The sequence below is a fragment of the Rhodococcus sp. NPDC055112 genome, assembly GCF_053607505.1.
The window spans coordinates 1-22,680 of the sequence record NZ_JBSGTR010000075.1 but is presented as its reverse complement, the minus strand read 5'-3'; the positions used below and the strand labels follow the sequence as shown (position 1 = coordinate 22,680).

The following is a 22,680-nucleotide window of genomic DNA, read 5'->3' as shown; positions in this document are numbered from 1 at the left end:
ACTGTGCCCCGACACCTCAGGTGTCGGGGCACAGTCGTATCTGCGGCCCGATATGGTTCATCGGTGACTTCACTCGACGGCCTCAGCCACGTCCGCCTCGAAGGCGACGTACTCCGAATCGCAATCGCCACCGCCGACAACGGCACCTCCCTCGACTTCGACGGGGTGAGCCAGGGCACCACCGCCCTGCAAGCCGTTGCGGCAGGCACCCTCGCCGCGCGCAGCGTCCTGTTGATCGGTGAGGGCGCCAACTTCTGTGCGGGCGGCAACGTCCGGGCCTTCGCGGCCGCCGAGGACCGCGGTGAGTTCGTCGACTACCTCGCTCGCACCCTGCACGACTTCGTCCGTGCGATCGACGCCGTCGAGATCCCGGTCGTGGCCGCGGTTCAGGGCTGGGCGGCCGGCGCGGGTATGAGCCTGGTCTGCGCATCCGACGTCTCCATCGGTGGCCCGTCCACCAAGCTCCGGCCCGCCTACCCCTCGATCGGGTACACCCCCGACGGCGGCATGTCCTGGACGCTGCCGCGGATCGTCGGGATCGCCAAGGCCCGCGAGATCCTGCTCACCGACGCGGTCATCGGCGGCGACGAGGCGGTCCGACTCGGCATCCTGAGCCGGCTGGTCGGCGACGACGAGATCCGCGAAGAGGCGCTGCGGGTCGCCCGCACCCTCGCGGCCGGTCCGACCGCCGCATATGCAGGCATCAAGCGCCTGCTCGCACAGTCGGGTGAGCGTTCGCTGTCCGAGCAGTTGGACGCGGAGACCGCCTCGATCTCGGCCGCGGCCGCGGGCCCGACCGGCCGGGAGGGCGTCGACGCCTTCGTCGAGAAGCGCCGCGCCGACTTCTCCGCAGGCGAGTAGCTCGACCAGCGCTCCGACAGGAGACCGCGGGGAGGGTCCATCCTCCCTGCGGTCTCCGTTCGCGCACCTCGTGCGCGGCGCCTTCTGGACTCACTCGTCGCGACGCAGGGGGTGGCTCGCACATCGAATGCCACCGCCCCATCGGGACGCGATGTCCATCCGGAAACCGGAAACGACGGTGGCCTGCCGCCTCTCGAGCCCCTTGATCAACCGGGTGTGCTCCTCCCCCATCAGCACGACATTCTCCTCGAGGCACATCGTGTTGCAGCCGAGCGCATGCGCTTCCTCCGACGTCGCCGGAATGACCTCCCAGTCCTTCAGGATCGACGGCAGCCCGCGTTCCAGGCCGCCGGTGTAGCAGATGCACAGACCCCGACGGACGACGGCGAAGATGCAATCGAGGTGCAGCCATTCGCTGGTGAGCGGGACCTCGTGGACCCGGTAGCCCTCGGGCCCCAGGTAGCGCTGCAGCCAGTCGATGCCTGCCCGGTCCGACGCCAGTCCCGAGTTTCCGACCAGGACATCGTGGCCCATGACGAAGATGTCGCCCCCTTCCAGGAAGGGACCCGGGCCGTCAGACAGCCGCGTCGGCTGCACGGGCAGCGGCGTGGGCATCGAGACGTATCGGGCTTGGGGGTCTTCTGACACGCGTCGCTGTAGGAGCTCACGGATACTGAAGATCTCTCTACGCCGAAACGGAGTCTTGACGGCCAGCTCGATGGCGTGGTTGCCGACCATCAGGATCGGATCCCGCACGAAGACCGGAAAGCCTCCTGGCGCCAGATAGGCGAGGTACTGCTGCTCCGGAGCGGTCCACGGGCGAGCCCGACGAACCTGCACACCAGCGTCTTCGTATGCCCGCACCAAGCCTTCGAGCTGGCGAGCGGTGTCTTCGAACGCCTCGGGGTCGACGTCCCTCAATGGTCGCCCCTGATACTTCCGGAGCAGTTCCAGCGTGGCGGGGGCCATGTACTCGTAGCAGAAATGTGTCGGCGCGGGCACGAGGGCGTCCTCCGGAAGAATGCCGACGATCACCTCGTGGAGTTGGCCCCACTCGTTGGGCACTCCGATCGGATTCATGTCGCCTTCTCCTCGATTCATCCGGGACCCACGGCGCGCCCACGGTGCGACGACACCATGAGTCCAGTCTGCGCCCGCGCGGCACCGCAAAGCTCAGCCAGTTGAATCCGGGGCGGAGCTTTGTGTCGGACTGCGGCGGTAGCATTCGAACATGGGTTCGATCGATGGGGTCGGGGTTGCGGGACGGGTGCAGGAACACCTGTCCGCGTTGGTCGCCGCCGTCGATGGCCTCTGCGAGTGCGATCTGACGGGGTTGCCGGACGGCGAGCTGACGTCGGTCATGCAGCAGGCCGAGAGGTCACTTCGGCGGGCAGGCGCGGTGGGACACCGACTGGTCGTGGAGGCAGTCGAACGCTCACTCCCGAGCAAGCTGGGACACAAGTCGGTGAACAAGCTGCTGGTCGAGGTGTTGCGGATCTCGGCCGCTGATGCCTCCGCGCGGGCGAGGGCGGCGAAGACGTTGGGAACCTGGCATTCGTTGTCGGGGGATCCGTTGCCCGCGGACCTGCCCGAAACCGCTGCCGCGCAACGCGACGGCGATATCGGCCCGGATCACGCCCGCGCGATACGAGCAGTCATCCGCAAGATCCCCCACACCGTCAGCAGTTCCGACGTCGCCGTCGCGGAGGAAATCCTGGCCGACCTGGCACGTTCGGCGACACCGGAAGATGTGGAAAAGGCCGGACACGACCTGCTCGCGCACCTGAACCCCGACGGCAACCTCACCGATCACAAGGACCGCAAGCGTCTGCGGGGCATCCGGATCGGCCGCCAGGACACGGATCTCATGACCCCGATCTCCGGCCATCTCGACCCCGAGACCCGGGCGCTGCTCGAACCGATCCTGGCGAAGTGGGCACGACCCGGGATGAACAACCCCGACGACCCCGAATCACCGACAGGCGATGCAGAGCATTCGAGCATCGACAGGGATGCGTTGGCTGCGGCGGCGGGTCGCGACACCCGCACCGCGCCGCAGCGCAACCACGACGCCATCAAGGAAGCGCTGCGCGCACTGCTCGGCTCCGGCGTCTTGGGGTCGCATCGCGGACTGCCGGTGACGGCGATCATCACCATGACCCTCGACCAACTCGAACATGCCGCGGGTGTCGCCACGACCGCGTCCGGCGGGATCCTCCCGGTACGAGACGCACTGAAGATGGCCGAACGGTCACATCCGGTACTGGTGCTCTTCGACCACAACGGCAGACCCCTGCACCTCGGACGAAGCAAACGCCTCGCCACCGCCGACCAACGACTCGCCCTCATCGCCGCCGACGGTGGCTGCACCCGGCCCGGCTGCGACGCCCCCGCCACCATGACCGCCGTCCACCACGTGAACGACTGGTCCAAGGGCGGCACCACCGACATCAGCGAACTCACCCTCGGATGCGACGGCTGCCACGCCCTCATCCACGACGGCCCCGGCGGCTGGCACACCCACACCGCCCCCAACGGCACCGACAACGCCGGACGCACCCAATGGACCCCACCACCACACATCGACCCCGAACAGAAACCCCGCATCAACCACCGCCACCACCCCATGGAACTACTCGAGCGTGCCCGACGAAAAGCCAACGCCCGCAGGGAGGCCGACGCACGCGAGCGGCGCGGCAATCAAGGGCGACAACCGCGACCCTTCCGGGAGAACGAAGGCGATGTTCCCTAGGCGAAAGCTCTGGGGTGGAGTTGCCAATGCACTGCCTGGCCGCGTTCTCCTTGGGCCCCTTTCATTCGCCGACTGGAGAATCGCATCAGCCGATCTGCACTAGCCACTGCAGAGCGTGGCTAGTGCGTGAAGGGCGCCCGACCCTAGAAAGGATTGAACACGAATACCTTCGGAAAGTACCCGTAGAGTTGCACGAGGTCGTGCTTGCGCCCCTCGCGGTCGAGTTGGATGCAGTCGGTCCAGCCTCCGCCTGAGGCGCAGTAGATGTCATTGACACCAAAGGGGCTGACCGCAACAAATTTTGGAGCCGGCCTCCATGCATCGGGATCTACCGGGGTCACGAAGTGCTGGCTGTATGGCGCGTAACCCGGAGGTGGTGTGTGGCCCTGCGCCGATGCAGTAGGAGCAAGTGCCGCCCCCATGCCCACAGCCAAAGCGGTTGCCACTGGCAGCCGTATCATCAAAGCCCCCTGAAATTGACGTTCACCTACCGAATGGTCGGTTTCGAGCCCTGCGCCGTTACTTTCGTCCGAGACACTTCTCCGACCGGCACGGTCAGTGCGCCACCGCCATCTCCTGCATTACTTCGCCACCTTCGGGTAGTCGAGCAACACAATTCGGGAGAACGAACCTCCGCGGCTAGAACAGCGCGCCGCTGGGCAGCCGCCAGTCGACCGGCTGCTCCCCCAATTCGTCGAGGAGCCGATTGGCCCGGCTGAACGGCCGCGACCCGAAGAACCCGCGTCGGGCGGACAGCTGCGACGGGTGTGCGGATTCGATCACCGGCACATTCCCGAGCATCGGTTTCAGGGTGCTCGCGTCCCGCCCCCACAGGATCGCCACCATCGCCTCGGGCCGGGCCACCAGCGCCCGGATGGCCTGCTCGGTCACGGCCTCCCAGCCCTTGCCTCGATGCGCGGCCGCCCTGCCGGGCTCGACGGTGAGCACCCTGTTGAGCAGCAGCACCCCCTGTTCGGTCCACGGCGTGAGGTCGCCGTTGTCCGGCGTCGGCAGACCAAGATCCTCGCTGTACTCGGCGAAGATGTTGCCGAGGCTGCGCGGCACCGGACGGACGTCGGGCGCCACCGAGAAGCTCAGTCCCACCGCGTGGCCCGGGGTCGGATAGGGATCCTGGCCCACGATCAGCACCCGGACGTCCCGAAACGGCTGCCGGAAGGCGCGCAGCACGTTCTCCCTGGCCGGCAGGATGTCACGGCCCTGCGCGGTCTCGGCGCTCATGAACTCCTGCATCGACGAGATCTGCCCCGCGACCGGCGCGAGCGCCTGCGCCCAACCCGCTTCCATCGACTCGTCGAGAGTTCGAGTCGGCATCAGTCGACGCGACGGAGCGCGTCCCGATAGAACGCGGCGTTCGCCGAATAGGTCTTCACGTTGATGTCCAGGTGGCCCTCGGGCACCTCGTAGCCCTCGCGGATCTTCGCGGGTACGCCGAGCGCCATACGACGCGCCGGCACCTCGAACCTGAACGGGATGACGGCCCCCGCGCCGACGATCGCGCCGCTGCCGACCTTCGAGCCGTTCAGCACGACCGATCCGGACGCGATCAGGCAGTTGTCGCCGATCGTCGCGCCCTCGATGTGCGCGCTGTGCCCCGCCACGCAGCCCGTTCCGATCACCGTCGGATCGATCGGGGTGCAGTGGATGACGGTGCCGTCCTGGATGTTGGTGTCCGCGCCGATCGTGATGGTGCCGTAGTCGCCGCGCAGCACCGCCTGCGGCCACACCGAGGCGCCAGCAGCCAAGGTGACCGCACCGATCACCACGGCGTCGGGGTGGACATACGCGTCCGGGTGGATGTCGGGAACGCGGTCACCGAGGGCGTAGATAGGCATTCGGGCAATCTATCTAATCGAAGCTCTGCCATCCGCCGCCGCCCGCCCAGGAACGGCCGTCGACCTGCACGCCGGCTCCGGCCAGGACCGACCCGATCCGATGCCAGCCCGCAGGCAGCGGCGCATCGGCGGGAAAGGTCGCGGCCAGGGCGTGGTCCTCGCCCCCGGTGAGCACCCAGTCGAGCGCGTCCGCCCCCAGCGCCGTCGCGGCGGCGGAGAGCTCGGGCCCAGGTTCGAGCTGCGCACCGTCCAGGTCCATCGCGACCCCCGACGCGGTGCACATGTGCCCCAGATCGGCGATCAACCCGTCGGACACGTCGGTCATGGCGGTAGCACCGGCGCGAGCCGCGACCGGGCCGCTCTCGTACGGTGGCACCGGAACCTTGTGCGCGGCAACCAGTTTCGGAAATCGATCCGATTCGGCCAGCAACGCGGCCAGCCCCGCCGCCGACCAACCGAGCCGACCCGCGACGGCCACCTGATCGCCGGGACGCGCTCCCGATCGCAGCACCGGCGCATGCCCACCCAGGTCTCCGAGCACCGTGATCGAGACCACCAACTGTTCCGCCTGCACCATGTCCCCGCCGATCACACCCGCACCGAACCCGGCCACCTCGGCCCAGATCCCGTCCGTCAGCGCGTCGGTGACGGACACCGGTGTGCTCGGTGGGCAACCGATCGCCACCAGGAACGAGGTCGGCCAGGCCCCCATCGCGACGATGTCCGCACCGTTCTGCGCGACCGCCTTGCGCCCGACCTGATCGGGAGTCGACCAGTCCAGCCGGAAGTGCCTGCCCTCGACCAGCATGTCGGTCGAGGCGACCACCGCGCCGTCCGGCGCCCGCACCACCGCGGCGTCGTCACCGGGGCCGAGCAGCGTGCTCTCGGGTTGCGCCCGACCCGCCACCGCACGGTCGATCACCGCGAATTCGCCGATGTCGGCGACGGTGCGCCCGGTGTCGGTGCCGCGGTCAGTCGATTCGATGACGCACCTCCGAGGAATGAGACCCGGTACCCTTTATCGCAGCCGGGAGTAACCCGACCGTGCAAGTGGCAGGCCAGGGCCACCGCGACTCTACCGAGGTCGCGGGCACTGCACCGAGAAGGGGCGTCAGCGATGCAAGCTTTCGTTCTGATCCAGACCGAGGTCGGCAAGGCCTTGCTCGTCGCCGAGGTGATCAGGCAGTTGCCTGGCGTCCTCAACGCGGAAGATGTCCTCGGCCCGTACGACGTGGTGGTCCGCGTCGAGGCCGCGGACACGACCGAGTTACCAGGCGTGGTCCAGCGGATTCAACGCGTCCCGGGAATCACCCGGACCCTCACATGCCAGGTTGCGGCACACTAGTAACCGTGAACGACCCCGATCTCCCCGATTCCTCTGACGCCCCCGAACCCGCAGAACCCCATCCCACCGCCCGGCGCAGCCCGGCGCTGATCGCCGTCGCGGTCGCCCTCCCTGTCGCCCTCGTGGTCGGCGTGCTCGTCGCCGCCATGATCGCCGGACGCGACCCCATCCGGGAGCCGGTAGCGCTCGGCACGGTGCCCGCCCCCGCCGCCGAGTCCCCCGAGTGCGCCGCCCTGATCGCGGCGCTGCCCGAGAACCTCGGCGATTTCGAGCGGGCCGAGCTGATGGATCCGGCCCCCGTTGGCGCGGCCGCATGGCAGGCGGACGACGCCAAGGAGGTCGTGCTTCGCTGTGGCGTGGACCGTCCGCTCGAGTTCAACGCGGCATCGCCGTTGACGATGGTCGACGCGGTGCAGTGGTTCGAGGTACCCGGCGAGGAGGGGCTGGATGCCAGCACCTGGTTCGCGGTCGATCGCGGGGTCTACGTCGCGCTGACGGTGCCGCACGGCTCGGGCCCGACCCCACTGCAGGAAGCCTCTGCCGCCATCACCGGCGCGCTGGAGCCGCGGCCGCTGGACCCGGCACCCGTACCGACCCCCTGACCCCGGACCGGCCGGCCTGCCGTCAGCGCAGGCCGGTCCCCCGGGCCAGCGCCGTCTCGACCAGAGTGGTGACCAGGGTCCGGTAGTCGATCCCGGCCGCGTCCCACATCCGTGGGTACATCGAGATCGACGTGAACCCGGGCATCGTGTTGATCTCGTTGATCACCGGTCCGTCCTCGGTGATGAAGAAGTCGACCCGGGCGAGCCCCTGACAGTCGAGCGCGGCGAAGGCCCGCACGGCGATCGCCCGGATCTCCTCGCTGATCGCGTCGTCGAGCTTGGCAGGGACATCGAATTCGCAGATGTCGTCGAGGTACTTGGTGTCGAAGTCGTAGAAGGCGCCGTCGTCGCCCGCGAACTCCGGCATCCGGATCTCCGCCACGACGCTGGACTTCACTGAGCCATCCGGGAATTCGAGAACACCGCACTCGACCTCGCGGCCGACGATGCCTGCCTCCACGATGACCTTCGGGTCGTGGCTGCGGGCCATCTCGATCGCCGCGTCGAGATCGTCCCAGGACGACACCCGGGAGATACCGATCGAGGATCCACCGCGGGCGGGCTTGACGAACACCGGGAGGCCGAGCCGCTCACGATCGGCAGGCGACACCGTGGCGGTGCCTGCGCGCAACACCACCTGCTCCCCGATCGGCAGCCCATCGGCCGCGAGCAGCTTCTTGGTGAACTCCTTGTCCATGCCCGCCGCGCTGGCCAGCACGCCGGGACCGACGTAGGGCAGGCCCGCGAGCTCGAGCAGACCCTGGATGGTGCCGTCCTCGCCGTAGGCGCCGTGCAGGACCGGGAACACCACGTCCACCGACGCGAGGACCGCTCCGGCCTCGTCGTTGCTCAGGGACACCAGCGCGCCCGAACGGGTCGGGTCGGCGGTCAGGGTCAGTGCGGTGCCCGCCGCGTCGACGGTGGGCAGTGAGCGGCCCGCGATGGTGAGGGCGTCGGGATCCGTAGGACCGAGCACCCATGCACCGTCAGGGGTGATGCCGATCGGCACCACCTCGTAACGCTCGGGATCGAGGTTGCGAAGCACGCTACCAGCGGAAACACAGGAGACGGAGTGCTCACTGCTACGGCCACCGAAGACCACAGCCACCCTCGTACGCGGATTACTCACGTACCGAACCGTACCGTTGGACCGACCGATATGCCGCGTCAGGTCACCGCTGATCGGGACCGCTCGGACCGTTCGGCGCGCTCACTCGGGCTTGGTTCGCCGCCCCAGGAGCAGTCCGACGGCATCCGGGACCGACATGCCCTCGTGGCAGACCCGATGAACCGCCTCCGTCAGCGGCATCTCCACGTCGTGACTCGCCGCCAGCGCTCGCACCGAGGTGCAGGACTTCACGCCCTCGGCCACCTGCCCCTTCGTGGCCCGCTGAGCGCTCTCCATGGAGCCGCCCGCACCGAGGTGGTGGCCGAAGGTCCGGTTTCGCGAGAGCGGCGAGGAGCAGGTCGCGACGAGGTCGCCGACGCCGGCCAGCCCGGCCAACGTCGCGGGGTTCGCGCCGAGCGCAACCCCGAGCCGGATCATCTCCGCCAGCCCACGGGTGATGATGGTGGCGTTCGTGTTCTCCCCCAGACCGATCCCCGACGCCATTCCGCAGGCGAGGGCGATCACGTTCTTGCACGCCCCGCCCACCTCGCAGCCGATCACGTCGGAGTTGGTGTAAGGACGGAAGTAACCAGTGGCGCAAGCCTTTTGAAGGTCGACCGCGCGAACGGAATCGGTGCACGCGATCACGGTGGCGGCCGGCTGTCCCGCGGCGATCTCCCTGGCCAGGTTGGGCCCCGACAGCACCGCCACCCGCGACGGATCCGCGCCCGCGACCTGGCTGATCACCTGACTCATCCGCATCAGTGTCCCGCTCTCGATGCCCTTCGCCAGGGACAACAGCGTCGAATCGGGCTCGATGAATGGCGCCCAGGCGCCGAGGTTCTCGCGGAGCGACTGCGAGGGCACGGCCAGGACGACGATGTCGGCGCCCTCGAGAGCGACGCGATGGTCACTGGTCGCCGACAGCGAGGGCGGCAACGCGATCCCCTCGAGGTAGAACGGATTCTGGTGATCCACCGAGATCGCGTCGGCCACTTCGGGTCTCCGCGCCCACATCGTGACGTCGGTGCCGGCGTCGGCCAACACCTTCGCGAACGCCGTCCCCCAGGACCCCGCCCCCAGTACCGCTGCCTTGCTCATGGAATGTCCCTTCCCCTCGCCACCCGCTGCCGCCGGGACCCAAGAGTAGACGGCCGCCGGGGCACAGCGGTCTGCTCGCCCGCGGCGGCGTGCTGGCAGGATTGCCGGTATGGACCCAGCGCATCGCACGCCGCCCGCGGGGCAGGCGCACGTGTTGATCGCGGTCAAGGAGCTCGGCAGGGCCAAGAGCAGGCTGGCCGCCCGCCTCGGGCCGCAGGAGCGGACCGCGCTCGTGCTGGCCATGCTGCGCGACACCCTGACGGCGGCCGCACATGCGTCGGGGATCGCCGAGGTCACGGTCATCACCCCGGACCCGTCGGTGGCCCGCGTGGCGCGCGAGTGCGGGGCCGGGCACTACGAGGACCCCGCCGGAGAGGGCAGCGATCGCCTCAACACCGTCCTGCGGGCCGCCGCCAACCATGTGAGATCGACCCACGGACACGGACCCATCGTGGCGTTGCAAGGCGATCTCCCCTGCCTGCGCCCGGACGATCTGACGGCGGCGCTGGCCGCAGGCGCACGGGCACCCCGCTCCTTCGTGGTCGATCACCACGGCACAGGGACCGCGGCGCTGATCGTCGGCGATCCGGAGGCCGACCTCGACCCCGCGTTCGGCCCGGACTCGGCGCGGCGCCACCGCCTTTCCGGGGCCACGGAACTGACCGGCGACTGGCCGGGGCTGCGACTCGATGTCGACACCGCGGCCGACCTCGATGCCGCGGTGATGCTCGGGCCTGGCCCGGCGACCGCCGCGGAGCTCGACCGGATCGGCTGGCCAGGCGTCGCGGGAACCGCCCGGCAAATTCACCGAAGATAAATGCGCATCGATTGTCCCCCACTCGCGATCTGGGGGATGATCTACGCGTGAGTAACGGTGAGGTACGCGGACAGGACGCCGGACAGCACACGGCGTCGGGCACCGGCGAGCGCGAATGGAGCGCACCGATCGTCAATCACCTTCCGGTGATCCCGACCGCGCCGCCCGCAGCCACCCCGGTGGTGGTCGACGGTTCGGTCATCCCCCTGCCGGAGGAGCGTTACCTCAACCGCGAGCTGAGCTGGCTCGACTTCAACTCCCGGGTGCTCAGCCTCGCCGAGGATCCGTCCCTTCCGCTGCTCGAGCGCGCCAAGTTCCTCGCGATCTTCGCCTCGAACCTCGACGAGTTCTACATGGTCCGGGTCGCGGGCCTCAAGCGCAGGGACGAGACCGGCCTCTCGGTCCGTTCCGCCGACGGCCTGAGCCCGCGTGAGCAGTTGGCGCTGATCAACCGGCGGACCCAGGAGATCGCGGAGAAGCACGCAAGGACCTTCCTGGACAAGGTGCTGCCCCAGCTCGCAGACGAGGGCATCTCCATCATCGGCTGGGCCGACCTCGATGCCGACGAGGAGGAGCGCCTGTCCGCGCACTTCCGTGAGCAGGTGTTCCCCGTGCTGACCCCCCTCGCGGTGGACCCGGCCCACCCGTTCCCCTACATCAGCGGCCTGAGCCTGAACCTCGCGGTGACCGTGAAGGATTCGTCGACGGGTGGCGAGCACTTCGCGAGGGTGAAGGTGCCCGACAACGTCGACCGGTTCGTCCGCGTCAACCGCACCGATTCCCCCGCGACGACCCCGGCCTTCCTGCCCATGGAGGCGCTCATCGCGGCGCACCTGAACGCACTGTTCCCCGGAATGGAGATCGTCGAGCACCACGCTTTCCGGATCACCCGCAATGCCGACTTCGAGGTCGAGGAGGATCGCGACGAGGATCTGCTGCAGGCCCTCGAGCGCGAGCTGGCCCGCAGGCGGTTCGGTTCGCCGGTGCGGCTCGAGGTCGCGGACGACATGACCGAGCACATGCTCGAACTGCTGCTGCGCGAGCTCGACGTGGATCCGGGCGACGTGATCCAGGTCCCCGGCCTGCTGGACCTGTCCTGCCTGTGGCAGGTCTACGGCGTCGACCGCGCCAACCTCAAGGACGCCCCCTTCGTGCCCGCGACCCATCCGGCATTCGGCGAACGGGAGACCCCCAAGAGCGTGTTCTCGACGCTGCGCGACGGCGACGTCCTTGTGCACCACCCCTACGACTCGTTCTCGACCAGCGTGCAGCGGTTCATCGAGCAGGCGGCGGCCGATCCGCATGTGCTGGCGATCAAGCAGACGCTGTACCGCACCTCCGGCGACTCCCCGATCGTGAACGCGCTCATCGACGCCGCGGAGGCCGGCAAGCAGGTGGTGGCGCTCGTCGAGATCAAGGCACGGTTCGACGAACAGGCGAACATCAAGTGGGCGCGCAAGCTCGAACAGGCGGGCGTGCACGTGGTGTACGGACTGGTCGGCCTCAAGACCCATTGCAAGACTTGCCTTGTCGTGCGCCGGGAGGGCTCGGCGATCCGCCGGTACTGCCACATCGGCACCGGGAACTACAACCCGAAGACGGCCCGGCTGTACGAGGACGTTGGCCTGCTCACCGCCGCGCCGGAAATCGGTGCGGACCTCACGGACCTGTTCAACTCGCTGACCGGATACTCGCGTAAGGCGCAGTACCGGAACCTGCTGGTCGCTCCCTACGGCGTCCGCGACGGCATCATCAAGCGAATCGACGCGGAAGTCGCGCGCCAGCTCGAGGGCAAGTCCGCGGGCGTCCGGCTCAAGGCCAACGCCCTGGTGGACGAGCAGGTGATCGACGCGCTCTATCGCGCCTCGCAGGCAGGCGTGCAGGTGCAGGTGGTGGTCCGCGGTATCTGTGCGCTCAAGCCAGGGGTGCCGGGACTGAGCGAGAACATCGAGGTCCGTTCGATTCTCGGGCGGTTCCTCGAGCATTCACGCATCCTGCATTTCGTCGGCGCTGAGGAATTCTGGATCGGCAGCGCCGACATGATGCACCGCAACCTCGACCGGCGGGTGGAGGTGATGGCCCAGGTGAAGGATCCGCGGCTGGCCCGTCAGCTCGGTGACATCTTCGACTCCGCCCTCGACCCGACAACCCGGTGCTGGGTACTCCAGTCCGACGGGCACTGGGCGGCCTCGCCTGCCCGGGGTGAACGCGTTCGCGAGCACCAGCAGGAGTTGATGCGCGGTCGCCGTGCGATCGGCTCGTAGGTACGTTTTCCGGCCACCACAGGAAGGCAGCTCGTGAGCTCGAAGTCGGATCGACCCATCAAGGCCAACATCTTCGCGGCGGGTGCCGTGCTCTGGCGTAAGTCACCGACCAATCCCTACGAGATCGAGATCGCACTGATCCACCGCCCCAAGTACGACGACTGGTCCTTCCCCAAGGGCAAGCTCGACCCAGGGGAGACGCCGGTCGTCGCGGCGCTGCGAGAGGTGCAGGAGGAGACCGGTCTACGGGTACGCCTGGACCGGCGCGTGACCCGGGTGGCCTACGAGATCCCCGGCCACCGCAAGCGCAAGCGCGTCGACTATTGGGCCGCCGAGTCGCTCGGGGGCGAGTTCGTACCGAACTCCGAGGTCGACGAGCTCAGATGGGTGGCGCCCGAGGACGTTGCGGGCGAACTCTCGTACTCGGTGGACGGCAAGGTGATGCGCCGATTCCTCCGTGTTCCCGCCGACACCACCACCATGCTCGTCGTCCGGCACGGTAAGGCCGGACGACGGAAGGACTCACCGGACGACGCGCTGCGCCCCTTGGACGACCTCGGGCGCGTCCAGGCCGAGGCGCTGGTACCCCAGCTCCTCGCCTTCGGTGCGACGGCGGTCCATTCCGCCGATCGCATCCGCTGCGAGCAGACGGTGGAACCGCTGGCGCGTGCGCTGCGCACCGAGATCGTGGCGGAGCCGCTGCTCTCGGAGGAGGCGTACGCGGAGGATCCGGCCGCGGCCCGGTCACGCGTGCGGAAGATCGCCACGCTCGGCGGCGTGCAGGTGATCTGCAGTCAGAGCGGGGTGATCCCCGACCTGCTGAGCTGGTGGGCAGAACGGGACGGGATCACCCTGCCGCCTGCCCGCAACCGGAAGGCCAGCACCTGGGTTCTCTCGTTCTCAGGAGGCAAGCTGGTGGACGCCAGCCACATCGACAGCCCGCTGCCCGAGAACGCCTGAGGCGGCCACCGATCCGACAGAGGGCGGCGACGGTTTCCCGTCGCCGCCCTCGATCTCGTGCGATGCACGAGTAGTCGGTCGTGCCTACTTCTTGCGAGCGGGCGCCTTCTTGGCCGGAGCCTTCTTGGCGGGCGCCTTCTTGGCCGGTGCCGCCTTCTTGGCGACGACCTTCTTGGCCGGAGCCTTCTTGGCGGGCGCCTTCTTCGCGGGCGCCGCCTTCTTCACGACCGCCTTCTTGGCGGGCGCTGCCTTCTTCACGACCGCCTTCTTGGCGGGTGCCGCCTTCTTGGCGACGACCTTCTTGGCCGGAGCCTTCTTCGCGGGCGCCGCCTTCTTCACGACCGCCTTCTTGGCAGGCGCCGCCTTCTTCACGACCGCCTTCTTGGCCGGTGCCGCCTTCTTGGCGACGACCTTCTTGGCCGCAACCTTCTTCGCGGCGGTCTTCTTCGCCGCGGCCTTCTTCGCAGGTGCGGCGGCCGCCGAGCCACGCTTGACCGCGGGTCCGCTGGCCGGAAGCTTCTGGCTACCGGCGATCACGGCCTTGAACTGGGCGCCCGGGCGGAACGCCGGCACCGAGGTCGGCTTGACCTTGACGGTCTCGCCGGTGCGCGGGTTGCGTGCGACGCGGGCCGCACGGCGACGCTGCTCGAAGACGCCGAAGCCGGTGATCGTGACGCTCTCGCCCCTGTGCACGGCGCGCACGATGGTGTCGACAATGTGCTCGACCGCATCGGTGGCGGTACGGCGATCCGAGTCCAACCGTTCGGTCAAGATGTCAATGAGCTCTGCTTTGTTCATGGAAGTCCTCCGCAAACTGATGGCCCATTGTCGGACCGACTAGCAAACACGGTAATCCGGAAAAGGGCAAGAGTCTATGTGCCACGCCAATTCTCATGTCCCTCTCAGCGGCGTGGCACCCTCTTTCGTGCCTGAATCCCGTTAGTCGGTCGTATTAGTTTCCCTCGGCAACCCGTGCCGGGAGGGTGGCAGGTTTCCATGACGGCCTTGACTTTTCGAACTCCGAAATCGCATCTACCTGCCGCAATGTCAATCCGATATCGTCCAGACCCTCGAGCAGACGCCACCGTGTGTAGTCATCAATGTTGAAGCGCACCACCAGCGTTCCTGCGGTCACCGTGCGCTCCGTGAGATCCACAACAATTTCGAGACCGGGCTGCTCTTCAAGCAACTTCCAGAGCAGTTCGACGTCCGACTGGTCGACCTGAGCGGCCAGCAGACCGGCCTTGCCGGAGTTGCCGCGGAAGATGTCCGCGAAGCGAGACGCGATCACTACGCGAAATCCGTAGTCCGATAGCGCCCACACCGCGTGCTCACGGGACGAGCCGGTACCGAAGTCCGGACCCGCGACGAGAACCGAGCCCTTGTCGTAAGGCGGAATGTTCAGGATGAACTCGGGGTCGGCCCGCCAACCCGCGAAGAGGCCGTCCTCGAAACCGCTACGAGAGACCGACTTTAGGTAGACCGCCGGAATGATCTGGTCGGTGTCGACATTGGAGCGCCGCAGGGGGACGCCGATTCCCTTGTGTGTCGTAAAGGCTTCCATCAAATACTCCTGTCGTTCCGGTGGTCTTCAGTCCAGGTCCGCGGGCGCCGAGAGCGTGCCTCGCACCGCCGTCGCCGCCGCAACCAGCGGGGAGACGAGATGGGTCCGCCCGCCCTTGCCCTGCCTACCTTCGAAATTCCGGTTGGAAGTCGATGCCGAGCGCTCACCCGAAGACAGCTGATCGGGGTTCATGCCGAGACACATCGAGCACCCCGCCTGCCGCCATTCCGCGCCCGCTGCGGTGAAGATCTCACCGAGGCCCTCCTTCTCGGCCTCCGCGCGAACCCTCATCGAGCCGGGGACGACCAGCATCCGCACGCCCTCGGCCACCTTGCGGCCCTTCAGCACGCCCGCCACGGCGCGCAGGTCCTCGATCCGGCCGTTGGTGCAGGAACCGACGAAAACCGTGTCCACGGCGATCTCACGCAGCGGAGTGCCTGCCGTCAGGCCCATGTAGGTCAACGCCTTCTCGGCGGCCTGGCGTTCGCTCTCGTCGACCATCTGCGTGGGATCCGGCACCGAGTCGCCGAGCGGCGCACCCTGGGCCGGGTTGGTCCCCCAGGTGACGAACGGGGTCAGCGAGTTCGCGTCGATGTAGACCTCTTGGTCGAAACTCGCCCCCTCGTCGGTCTTCAACTGCTCCCACGCTGCGACGGCGGCATCCCAGTCCGCACCCTGCGGCGCGTGCGGCCGTCCCTTGATGAATTCGTAGGTGATCTCGTCGGGCGCGATCATGCCCGCGCGGGCACCTGCCTCGATCGACATGTTGCAGACGGTCATTCGGGCTTCCATCGACATTTGACGGATGGCCGATCCGCGGTACTCCAGCACGTAGCCCTGGCCGCCGCCGGTGCCGATCTTCGCGATGACGGCGAGCACGACGTCCTTGCTGGTGACCCCGGGCTGGAGTTCGCCGTCGACGTTGATCGCCATCGTCTTGAACGGGCGCAGCGACAGCGTCTGGGTCGCCATCACATGCTCGACCTCGCTGGTACCGATTCCCATTGCGAGAGCACCGAAGGCGCCGTGGGTGGACGTGTGGCTGTCGCCGCACACCACCGTCATGCCGGGCTGGGTCAGGCCCAGCTGCGGACCGACGACGTGCACGATGCCCTGATCGAGGTCACCCATCGGATGCAGGCGGACACCGAACTCCTCGCAGTTGCGACGAAGGGTCTCGACCTGGATACGGGAGACCGGGTCCGCGATCGGCTTGTCGATGTCGATGGTCGGGACGTTGTGGTCCTCGGTGGCGATCGTGAGATCGGGCCGGCGCAGCGGCCTGCCCGCCAGCCGAAGGCCGTCGAAGGCTTGAGGACTGGTCACTTCGTGAATGAGGTGCAGATCGATGTAGATGAGGTCCGGGTTACGCGAAGCGCCCTCCCCCTCGCCCTGGACGACGACATGCTCGTCCCACACCTTCTCTGCCAGGGTGCGCTTTCTACTGACCATGTTCTCCACCTCTCAGTGTGACTAGTGCGTCCCGGACATCGGACGGCCTGGAGTGCGCCACTTCCATCATCTCCCCGATCACGCCCGATCGAAGCCGTCCGAATTTCCATCTCAGAATGCGAGACGGTAGTATCGCCCTATGAGACAGCATAGCGGCTCCCCCGCCTCGAGCGGGATCGGGGTGCTCGACAAGGCGATGACCGTTCTCCACGCCGTTGCGGAGCAACCCTGCAACCTCGGAGAGCTGTGCGCCCGCACGGGTCTGCCCCGGGCGACGGCTCACCGACTGGCGGTCGGCCTCGAGGTGCACCGACTCCTCGCCCGCGACGGCGACGGACTCTGGCGCCCGGGCCCCGGCCTTGCGGAGCTGGCCCCGACCGCACACGACAGCCTCCTCGAGGCGGCCGCCATGATCCTGCCGCGACTGCGCGAGATCACCGGCGAGAGTGTGCAGCTGTACCGCAGGGAGGGCACCCAGCGGGTGTGTGTGGCCTCCATGGAGCCGCCGACCGGCCTCCGGGACACGGTACTGGTCGGCGCACGACTGCCGATGACCGCCGGCTCGGGAGCCAAGGTGCTGCTGGCATGGGCGGATCCACAGACCCAGCGGACGGTGCTGGCCGACGCGCTCTTCAGCGAGCGGGCACTGCTCGAGGTGCGCAAGCGAGGCTGGGCGCAGAGCGCGGCCGAACGCGAACCAGGGGTGGCAAGCGTCGCGGCGCCGGTGCGTGACGGCGCAGGTGCCGTGATCGCGGCGATCTCGGTCTCGGGTCCGATCGACCGAATGGGCAGGCGCCCAGGCGCCCGCTGGGCCGCCGACCTCCTCGCCGCCGCGGACGCACTCCACAAACGCCTGTAGCGGCCTGCGCATCCGGTGTGGCCCATGGCACAGCCACATATGTGGCCCATGGCACAGTGCATGCGAGAACAGGTTCCAATCCCCATGGGAGGACAGCGCAGTGGGCACCAACCAACGTAGCCAGATCACGATGAACGACGACGAGATCGCCGGGTTCATCGAACGCAGCCGGATCGCCACCATGGCAACGGTGGGCGCGAAGGGTGCGCCGCACCTGATCGCCATGTGGTACGCGGTGATCGACGGAGAGATCTGGTTCGAGACGAAGTCGAAATCACAGAAGGCCGTCAACCTCCGCCGGGACGACCGGGTCACCATCATGATCGAGGACGGCGACACCTACGACACCCTGCGCGGCATCTCCATCGAGGGCACCGCAGAGGTCATCGACGACCGAGACGCCCTCTGGCAGGTCGGCGTCAGCATCTGGGAGCGCTACACGGGCCCGTACTCCACCGACGTGGACCCGGCGATCGAGATGATGCTCAACAAGCGGATCGCGGTGCGGGTGAAGCCCGATCGCATCCGGTCCTGGGACCACCGCAAGCTCGGATTGCCCCAGATGCCCGTAGGCGGCACCACCGCGGCCTTCCTGTAGCGGCGCCACCGCAGAAATCTGCGGGACTTCCCACGGCGGCGGCGGTACCGTCACGGTGCGACCAAACAGAATGGGAGGAGCGCACCGTGACTGACTCCGCGAAGGATCAGAACGAGAACGATCAGATCAAGCAACAGTTCCGCGAGGCACTAGAGCGCAAGAACCACAAGAACGCGAACCCGACGGCCGCCACGGCCGGCGATTCGAAGATTCATCACACGCACGGCCCCGCAGATCACAAACGAGAATTCCGCCGCAAGAGCGGCTGAGCATTGTCGAGCGAAGGCGCTCACCCGACTCGGGTGGGCGCCTTTTTTCGAGCGCCGCCCGTTCGAGGTCGAGCCGACACAAGAAAAAGACCCTCTGGCATGTGCCAGAGGGTCTTTTTCGTTTGTAGCCCCGACGGGATTCGAACCCGCGCTACCGCCTTGAGAGGGCGGCGTCCTAGGCCGCTAGACGACGGGGCCAAGAACACGCTGTACTGATTTGTTGCGCTGCTGTGGAACTCTTCCGAAAAGAAGTTCCGCATCAGTGGAAGCTCGGCTAGCTTAGCTGGCCGGAGTTCAGAGTCAAAATCGTCTGAACTCTCCGCTGGGGTACCAGGACTCGAACCTAGAATGGCGGTACCAGAAACCGCTGTGTTGCCAATTACACCATACCCCAATGACCTCGGCGGCTCGCTCAACCTTGCGGCTGTGCTCTCCGTTTCGGACGAGGAGAACAATAGCAAAGCCCTAGGGCCATTCTCCAAATCGGCTGGTCAGGGGCCTGAAATCACCCCTGGCCAGCCGACGGGAACTCCTACTGACCCACCTGAGCGCGCGCAGAGCGCAGCCGAGCCATCGTCTTCTCCCGGCCGAGCAGCTCCATCGACTCGTACAGCGGCGGGCTGATGTGCGAACCGGTCACCGCGACCCGCACCGGCGCAAAGGCCTTGCGCGGCTTGAGTTCCAGGCCGTCGATGAGAGCCGCCTTGAGAGACTCCTCCAGGTCCGCGGTCACCCAGTTCGGCGTCGCCTCGAGAGCGGCGATCGTCGCGTCGAGCACGGGAGCGGAATCCGCGCCCAGGTTCTTCGCGGCCGCGGCCGGATCGATCGCGAACTCCGACTCGTCCACGAAGAGGAACTTGAGCAGGTCCCACGCATCGGCGAGGACGACGATGCGCGTCTGCACGAGTTCGGCGGCGGCGGCGAACGAGGCTTCGTCGAGCGCGTCCACGGGATGGCCGTGCCCGGCCAGGAAGGCCCGTAGCCGCGTCGTGAAGTCCGCGGGGTCGAGCAACCGGATGTGCTCGGCGTTGATCGCGTCGGCCTTCTTCTGGTCGAAACGCGCCGGATTGGAGTTCACCTTCGAGATGTCGAAGGCCTCGACCATCTCCGTGAGCGAGAACACGTCGCGATCGTCCGCGATGCCCCAGCCGAGCAGAGCCAGGTAGTTGAGCAGACCCTCGGGAATGAAGCCGCGGTCCCGATGGATGAACAGGTTCGACTCGGGATCACGCTTCGAGAGCTTCTTGTTGCCCTGTCCCATCACGAACGGGAGGTGACCGAACTCCGGGGTGAGCTCCGCGACGCCGATCCGCTGGAGCGCCTCGTAGAGCGCCAACTGGCGCGGCGTCGACGAGAGCAGGTCCTCGCCACGCAGCACGTGAGTGATCTTCATCAACGCGTCGTCCACGGGGTTCACCAGGGTGTACAGCGGGATGCCGTTGCCCCGGGTGAGCGCGAAATCGGGCACCGTGCCCGACTTGAAGGTGGTCTCGCCGCGAACCAGGTCGTTCCAGGTCAGGTCGTGGTCGGGCATCCGCAGCCGCACGACGGGCTTACGCCCCTCGTCGAGGTATGCCTGACGCTGCTCGGCGGTCAGATCGCGGTCGAAGTTGTCGTACCCGAGCTTGGGGTCGCGGCCGGCCGCCTTGTGCCGCTCCTCGACCTCCTCGGGGGTGGAGAAGGACTCATACGCCTCCCCCGCCGCCAGCAGCTTCGCGACGACCTCGAGATGCAGGTCGCGTCGCTGCGACTGGCGATACGGCGCGTACGGGCCGCCGACCTCGGGACCCTCGTCCCAGGTCAGGCCGAGCCAGTTCAGCGCGTCGAGGATCGCCTGGTAGGACTCCTCCGAGTCCCTCGCGGCGTCGGTGTCCTCGATGCGGAAGACGAACTTGCCGCCGTGGTGCCGGGCATAGGCCCAGTTGAACAGGGCCGTACGGATCAGCCCGACATGGGGCGTGCCGGTCGGCGAGGGACAGAAACGAACGCGCACTTCGCTGGAGGTCATGGCTCACTTGGGTCGGAGGGGTGAATCGGTCCCCTACAGGCTAGTCTTCCCCGCCCGCACCCCGACTGGGCAGTGACCACCGACCTGTCGCCACGCCGCCCGGACTCAGCCCTTGGCGGCCACCGGGTTGGCGAGGGTACCGATCCCCTCGATCGTGACGCTCACGGTGTCGCCTGCGACGATCGGGCCGACCCCCTCGGGGGTGCCGGTCAGGATGACGTCCCCGGGCAGCAGCGTCATCACCGCGGAGACCCACTCGATGATCTTCGGAATGTCGTGCAGCAGAAGAGAAGTCCGGCTGCGCTGCTTGACCTCACCGCCGACCTCCGTCCTGATCTCGAGATCGGAGGCGTCGAGCGAGGTCTCGATCCACGGCCCGAGCGGGCAGAACGTGTCGTGCCCCTTGGCCCTAGTCCACTGACCGTCCTGGCGCTGATGATCGCGCGCGGACACATCGTTCGCGACCGTATATCCGAGCACCACGTCGAGCGCTTTCGCGGCGGGCACATCCTTGCAGGGACGCCCGATGACGATCGCGAGCTCGCCCTCGTAGTGCACCTCATTCGAGCTGGGCGGCAACATGATCGGCACGCCGGGGCCGATGATCGAGGTGTTCGGCTTGAGGAAGATCACCGGATCCTCGGGGGCCTCGGAACCCATCTCGGCCGCGTGCGCCGCGTAGTTCTTGCCGATGCAGATCACCTTGCTGGCCAGGATCGGCGCCAGCAGCCGGACATCGGCGAGCGGCCAGCTCCGACCGGTGAAGGTCGGGTTGCCGAACGGGTGCTCTGCGATCTCCTTCGCGGTCTGCGCGTCACCCTCCCCCTCGATGGAAACAAAGGCGACCCCATCGGGGCTGGCGATTCGACCTAGACGCATGGCGGCAGTGTATCGGCCGCGACCGTGCCCGCCCGCGTCCGCCCGCGGCGCGCGACCGGGACGCACGCGATACACTCGATCCAGAATTCCATTCTATAAGATCTTTATTCCATATATTGGGACGGCTTGCATGAGTGTTCAGGAACAGATCAGACAGGATCCGCAGATCACCGCGCCGAGGCGGTGGTCCATGCTCGGGCTCGGTGTCCTCGCCCAGACGGCGGGCGGGGTGTTCGCCAACGCACCCGCCTTCCTCATCCCGACCCTGCACGACGTGCAGGGCATGAGCCTGGCCCGCGCCGGACTGATCGCGGCCGCCCCCACGGTCGGCTTCCTCGTCAGCCTGTTCGCATGGGGTCTGGTGGTCGACCGGATCGGCGAACGCCGGGTGCTGGCGATCGGACTCGGCGCCGCCGCCGTCGCGAGTGCCGCGGCCGCCGCACTGAGCGCGTCCTCCCTGGCGCTCGGCGCGTTCCTGTTCCTCGGCGGTGTGGCCGCCTCGAGTGCCAACGCCGCCAGCGGACGGGTGGTGGTGGGCTGGTTCCCACCACACCGGCGCGGATTCGCGATGGGCGTGCGCCAGATGGCGCTGCCCCTCGGGGTGGCGGTGGCCGCGCTGACCGTCCCGAACCTGGCCGCGGACCACGGGATCGGCTGGGCGCTGACCGTGCCCGCGATCATCTGCGCGGTCGCCGCACTGGCCTGCCTGGTGTTCGTGATCGACCCACCGCGGCCCAGCCGCGCGGCCGCGTCGTCGCAGGGCCTGCTGGCCAACCCGTACCGGAACCAGAGCGTGCTGTGGCGAATCCACTCGGTCTCGGCGGTGCTGGTGGTGCCGCAGTACCTGGTGTGGACCTTCGTCCCGGTGTGGCTGATCACCGACCGGCACTGGTCGGCGGCGTCGGCAGGCATCCTCATCACCGCGACCCAGCTGCTGGGCGCGCTGGGACGGATCGGTGCGGGCATCTGGTCGGACTGGGTCGGCAGCCGGATGGGCCCGCTGCGGACCGTCGCGGTCGCCGCGGCGGTGTCCATGGCTGCGCTCGCGGTCACGGACTGGCTCGACTCGCCGATCTCCGTCGCGCTGATGGTGGTGGCCTCGGTGATCACGGTGGCCGACAACGGACTCGCCTTCACCGCGGTCGCGGAGATCGCGGGCCCGTATTGGAGCGGCCGGGCCCTCGGCGCCCAGAACACCGGTCAGTTCCTGGTCGCCGCGTTCGTGCCGCCGGTGTTCGGCGCGGTGATCGGGACCCTCGGCTTCCCTGCCGCCTTCGCGCTCGCCGCCGCACTGCCGCTGGCCGCCGCCCCACTGGTCCCCGCCGACCCGCCGCCGCCATCGACGTGACCCGCCCCGAACGCACTCCGCCCGCGAACCTCTCGGTTCG

22 protein-coding genes and 2 tRNA genes are annotated in these 22,680 nt (G+C 67.9%); 11 read left to right on the top strand and 13 right to left on the bottom strand.

Annotated elements, in window-relative coordinates; genetic code table 11:
• Window positions 1–63: 63 nt before the first annotated feature.
• On the top strand, window positions 64–861 hold the full coding sequence (locus ACWFRB_RS23825) for an enoyl-CoA hydratase/isomerase family protein (protein WP_452643707.1): 798 nt from the start codon (window positions 64–66) through the stop codon (window positions 859–861).
• Window positions 862–951: 90 nt separating this feature from the next.
• On the opposite strand, the gene ACWFRB_RS23820 is transcribed toward ACWFRB_RS23825, so the two are convergent.
• Entirely contained in the window at window positions 952–1,896 is a 945-nt protein-coding gene (locus ACWFRB_RS23820) for a dimethylarginine dimethylaminohydrolase family protein (RefSeq protein WP_452643706.1), read from the bottom strand.
• Window positions 1,897–2,092: 196 nt separating this feature from the next.
• Here ACWFRB_RS23820 and ACWFRB_RS23815 point away from each other — a divergent pair, with 196 nt between their 5' ends.
• Window positions 2,093–3,613: a DUF222 domain-containing protein gene (locus ACWFRB_RS23815; RefSeq protein ID WP_452643705.1), complete on the top strand. Its 1,521-nt coding sequence runs from the start codon at window positions 2,093–2,095 to the stop codon at window positions 3,611–3,613.
• A gap of 639 nt (window positions 3,614–4,252) precedes the next feature.
• Here the strand turns inward: ACWFRB_RS23815 and ACWFRB_RS23810 are convergent.
• The 3 genes from ACWFRB_RS23810 to ACWFRB_RS23800 are packed head-to-tail and all read right to left on the bottom strand — an operon-like array spanning window position 4,253 to window position 6,451.
• Entirely contained in the window at window positions 4,253–4,945 is a 693-nt protein-coding gene (locus ACWFRB_RS23810) for a uracil-DNA glycosylase (protein WP_452643704.1), read from the bottom strand.
• A complete protein-coding gene (locus tag ACWFRB_RS23805) occupies window positions 4,945–5,466 on the bottom strand; it encodes a gamma carbonic anhydrase family protein (protein WP_452643703.1) in 522 nt (173 codons plus the stop codon). The genes ACWFRB_RS23810 and ACWFRB_RS23805 overlap by 1 nt, the downstream gene beginning before the upstream one ends.
• 13 nt (window positions 5,467–5,479) lie before the next feature.
• Window positions 5,480–6,451, bottom strand: coding sequence for a thiamine-phosphate kinase (locus ACWFRB_RS23800; protein WP_452643709.1), 972 nt, complete (start codon window positions 6,449–6,451; stop codon window positions 5,480–5,482).
• A gap of 132 nt (window positions 6,452–6,583) precedes the next feature.
• Between ACWFRB_RS23800 and ACWFRB_RS23795 the strand changes: the two genes are divergently transcribed.
• The gene (locus ACWFRB_RS23795) at window positions 6,584–6,811 is read left to right on the top strand and encodes an Lrp/AsnC ligand binding domain-containing protein (protein WP_452643702.1); all 228 of its coding nucleotides are present in this window, start codon (window positions 6,584–6,586) and stop codon (window positions 6,809–6,811) included.
• Entirely contained in the window at window positions 6,790–7,413 is a 624-nt protein-coding gene (locus ACWFRB_RS23790; RefSeq protein ID WP_452643701.1) for a DUF3515 domain-containing protein, read from the top strand. The genes ACWFRB_RS23795 and ACWFRB_RS23790 overlap by 22 nt, the downstream gene beginning before the upstream one ends.
• Window positions 7,414–7,435: 22 nt before the next feature.
• Here the strand turns inward: ACWFRB_RS23790 and ACWFRB_RS23785 are convergent, their stop codons facing one another.
• Together ACWFRB_RS23785 and ACWFRB_RS23780 are read right to left on the bottom strand one after the other, a co-directional pair.
• Window positions 7,436–8,542: a D-alanine--D-alanine ligase family protein gene (locus ACWFRB_RS23785; protein WP_452643700.1), complete on the bottom strand. Its 1,107-nt coding sequence runs from the start codon at window positions 8,540–8,542 to the stop codon at window positions 7,436–7,438.
• Between the two features lie 81 nt (window positions 8,543–8,623).
• Window positions 8,624–9,622: an NAD(P)H-dependent glycerol-3-phosphate dehydrogenase gene (locus ACWFRB_RS23780; protein ID WP_452643699.1), complete on the bottom strand. Its 999-nt coding sequence runs from the start codon at window positions 9,620–9,622 to the stop codon at window positions 8,624–8,626.
• Window positions 9,623–9,731: 109 nt separating this feature from the next.
• On the opposite strand from ACWFRB_RS23780, the gene cofC reads away from it, so the two are divergent.
• The 3 genes from cofC to ACWFRB_RS23765 all read left to right on the top strand — a co-directional run bounded on the left by cofC (window position 9,732) and on the right by ACWFRB_RS23765 (window position 13,663).
• Window positions 9,732–10,439 carry a 2-phospho-L-lactate guanylyltransferase gene (gene cofC / locus ACWFRB_RS23775; protein ID WP_452643698.1) on the top strand — a complete coding sequence of 236 codons (708 nt, stop codon included), beginning with the start codon at window positions 9,732–9,734 and terminating at the stop codon, window positions 10,437–10,439.
• A 128-nt stretch (window positions 10,440–10,567) separates the two neighbouring features.
• Complete coding sequence (locus tag ACWFRB_RS23770) at window positions 10,568–12,703, top strand: RNA degradosome polyphosphate kinase (protein ID WP_452643708.1); 2,136 nt, start codon at window positions 10,568–10,570, stop codon at window positions 12,701–12,703.
• Window positions 12,704–12,736: 33 nt separating this feature from the next.
• The gene (locus ACWFRB_RS23765; RefSeq protein ID WP_452643697.1) at window positions 12,737–13,663 is read left to right on the top strand and encodes an NUDIX hydrolase; all 927 of its coding nucleotides are present in this window, start codon (window positions 12,737–12,739) and stop codon (window positions 13,661–13,663) included.
• Between the two features lie 84 nt (window positions 13,664–13,747).
• Here ACWFRB_RS23765 and ACWFRB_RS23760 read toward each other — a convergent pair whose 3' ends face one another.
• The 3 genes from ACWFRB_RS23760 to leuC form a co-directional block, all read right to left on the bottom strand.
• Entirely contained in the window at window positions 13,748–14,461 is a 714-nt protein-coding gene (locus ACWFRB_RS23760; RefSeq protein ID WP_452643696.1) for an HU family DNA-binding protein, read from the bottom strand.
• A 154-nt stretch (window positions 14,462–14,615) separates the two neighbouring features.
• A complete protein-coding gene (gene leuD, locus ACWFRB_RS23755; RefSeq protein WP_027499220.1) occupies window positions 14,616–15,227 on the bottom strand; it encodes a 3-isopropylmalate dehydratase small subunit in 612 nt (203 codons plus the stop codon).
• Window positions 15,228–15,254: 27 nt separating this feature from the next.
• Complete coding sequence (leuC, locus tag ACWFRB_RS23750) at window positions 15,255–16,679, bottom strand: 3-isopropylmalate dehydratase large subunit (protein ID WP_452643695.1); 1,425 nt, start codon at window positions 16,677–16,679, stop codon at window positions 15,255–15,257.
• A 139-nt stretch (window positions 16,680–16,818) separates the two neighbouring features.
• On the opposite strand from leuC, the gene ACWFRB_RS23745 reads away from it, so the two are divergent.
• From ACWFRB_RS23745 to ACWFRB_RS23735, 3 genes are all read left to right on the top strand, one after another.
• A complete protein-coding gene (locus tag ACWFRB_RS23745; RefSeq protein ID WP_452643694.1) occupies window positions 16,819–17,538 on the top strand; it encodes an IclR family transcriptional regulator in 720 nt (239 codons plus the stop codon).
• 100 nt (window positions 17,539–17,638) lie between these two features.
• Entirely contained in the window at window positions 17,639–18,136 is a 498-nt protein-coding gene (locus ACWFRB_RS23740) for a pyridoxamine 5'-phosphate oxidase family protein (RefSeq protein ID WP_452643693.1), read from the top strand.
• Window positions 18,137–18,222: 86 nt separating this feature from the next.
• On the top strand, window positions 18,223–18,405 hold the full coding sequence (locus ACWFRB_RS23735; protein WP_077041171.1) for a DUF5302 domain-containing protein: 183 nt from the start codon (window positions 18,223–18,225) through the stop codon (window positions 18,403–18,405).
• A 125-nt stretch (window positions 18,406–18,530) separates the two neighbouring features.
• Here ACWFRB_RS23735 and ACWFRB_RS23730 read toward each other — a convergent pair.
• The 4 genes from ACWFRB_RS23730 to ACWFRB_RS23715 all read right to left on the bottom strand — a co-directional run bounded on the left by ACWFRB_RS23730 (window position 18,531) and on the right by ACWFRB_RS23715 (window position 21,292).
• Window positions 18,531–18,603: transfer RNA gene (locus ACWFRB_RS23730), tRNA-Glu, on the bottom strand.
• Between the two features lie 124 nt (window positions 18,604–18,727).
• Window positions 18,728–18,799 (bottom strand) — tRNA-Gln (locus ACWFRB_RS23725).
• A gap of 138 nt (window positions 18,800–18,937) precedes the next feature.
• Window positions 18,938–20,413, bottom strand: a complete 1,476-nt coding sequence (gltX, locus tag ACWFRB_RS23720) for a glutamate--tRNA ligase (protein WP_452643692.1) — start codon at window positions 20,411–20,413, stop codon at window positions 18,938–18,940.
• A 105-nt stretch (window positions 20,414–20,518) separates the two neighbouring features.
• Window positions 20,519–21,292 carry a fumarylacetoacetate hydrolase family protein gene (locus ACWFRB_RS23715; protein WP_452643691.1) on the bottom strand — a complete coding sequence of 258 codons (774 nt, stop codon included), beginning with the start codon at window positions 21,290–21,292 and terminating at the stop codon, window positions 20,519–20,521.
• Window positions 21,293–21,422: 130 nt separating this feature from the next.
• Here ACWFRB_RS23715 and ACWFRB_RS23710 point away from each other — a divergent pair, with 130 nt between their 5' ends.
• A complete protein-coding gene (locus ACWFRB_RS23710) occupies window positions 21,423–22,640 on the top strand; it encodes an MFS transporter (RefSeq protein WP_452643690.1) in 1,218 nt (405 codons plus the stop codon).
• Window positions 22,641–22,680 lie beyond the last annotated feature (40 nt).

What these genes read in the sequence shown, in the direction of transcription:
- ACWFRB_RS23815 (WP_452643705.1), top strand. Translation starts at nt 2,093, where the DNA reads ATGGGTTCGATCGATGGGGTCGGGGTTGCGGGACGGGTGCAGGAACAC.
- ACWFRB_RS23810 (WP_452643704.1), bottom strand. Translation starts at nt 4,945, where the DNA reads ATGCCGACTCGAACTCTCGACGAGTCGATGGAAGCGGGTTGGGCGCAG.
- ACWFRB_RS23805 (WP_452643703.1), bottom strand. Translation starts at nt 5,466, where the DNA reads ATGCCTATCTACGCCCTCGGTGACCGCGTTCCCGACATCCACCCGGAC.
- ACWFRB_RS23795 (WP_452643702.1), top strand. Translation starts at nt 6,584, where the DNA reads ATGCAAGCTTTCGTTCTGATCCAGACCGAGGTCGGCAAGGCCTTGCTC.
- ACWFRB_RS23790 (WP_452643701.1), top strand. Translation starts at nt 6,790, where the DNA reads ATGCCAGGTTGCGGCACACTAGTAACCGTGAACGACCCCGATCTCCCC.
- ACWFRB_RS23780 (WP_452643699.1), bottom strand. Translation starts at nt 9,622, where the DNA reads ATGAGCAAGGCAGCGGTACTGGGGGCGGGGTCCTGGGGGACGGCGTTC.
- cofC (WP_452643698.1), top strand. Translation starts at nt 9,732, where the DNA reads ATGGACCCAGCGCATCGCACGCCGCCCGCGGGGCAGGCGCACGTGTTG.
- ACWFRB_RS23760 (WP_452643696.1), bottom strand. Translation starts at nt 14,461, where the DNA reads ATGAACAAAGCAGAGCTCATTGACATCTTGACCGAACGGTTGGACTCG.
- leuD (WP_027499220.1), bottom strand. Translation starts at nt 15,227, where the DNA reads ATGGAAGCCTTTACGACACACAAGGGAATCGGCGTCCCCCTGCGGCGC.
- leuC (WP_452643695.1), bottom strand. Translation starts at nt 16,679, where the DNA reads ATGGTCAGTAGAAAGCGCACCCTGGCAGAGAAGGTGTGGGACGAGCAT.
- ACWFRB_RS23745 (WP_452643694.1), top strand. Translation starts at nt 16,819, where the DNA reads ATGAGACAGCATAGCGGCTCCCCCGCCTCGAGCGGGATCGGGGTGCTC.
- gltX (WP_452643692.1), bottom strand. Translation starts at nt 20,413, where the DNA reads ATGACCTCCAGCGAAGTGCGCGTTCGTTTCTGTCCCTCGCCGACCGGC.
- ACWFRB_RS23715 (WP_452643691.1), bottom strand. Translation starts at nt 21,292, where the DNA reads ATGCGTCTAGGTCGAATCGCCAGCCCCGATGGGGTCGCCTTTGTTTCC.
- ACWFRB_RS23710 (WP_452643690.1), top strand. Translation starts at nt 21,423, where the DNA reads ATGAGTGTTCAGGAACAGATCAGACAGGATCCGCAGATCACCGCGCCG.